This window comes from Streptomyces ipomoeae 91-03 (genome assembly GCF_000317595.1).
GTDB lineage: Bacteria > Actinomycetota > Actinomycetes > Streptomycetales > Streptomycetaceae > Streptomyces > Streptomyces ipomoeae.
In genome coordinates, this window is record NZ_AEJC01000299.1 from 1 (window position 1) to 339 (window position 339).

1 protein-coding gene is annotated in these 339 nt (G+C 72.6%); it reads right to left on the minus strand.

The genetic code is table 11. The annotated features are described in order from the left end of the window. On the minus strand, positions 1-251 hold a 251-nt coding region (locus STRIP9103_RS19985), incomplete at its 3' end, for a YbaK/EbsC family protein (RefSeq protein ID WP_048820618.1). Positions 252-339: the final 88 nt, after the last annotated feature.

Here is a 339-nt window from a genome sequence, read left to right on the forward strand (position 1 = left end):
TCGACGTCGACCCTGGAGGCGCCGTCCATGAGGACCAGGAGGGGGGTGCCGTCTGCGGTGAAGATGAGGGACTTGCAGATTTGGCTGAGGTCGCAGCCGATTGCTGTGGCGGCTTCGGCGGCGGTGCGGGTGGCGTCGGGGAAGCGGCGGATGCGGGTGTGCAGGTCGGTCAGGCCGAGGGCGGTCAGGGCTGCGGTGAAGCGGGGGTGGGCTGCCGGGGGCTCGGGGGTGGGGGCGGCGTCGTTCGTCATGGCGGGCAACGGTAGCGGTGCGTGTACGTGCCACGCGACAGGGTTGTTCGCCCCCGCCGCCCCTACCCGTCCCATCCCCCAGGGGCGG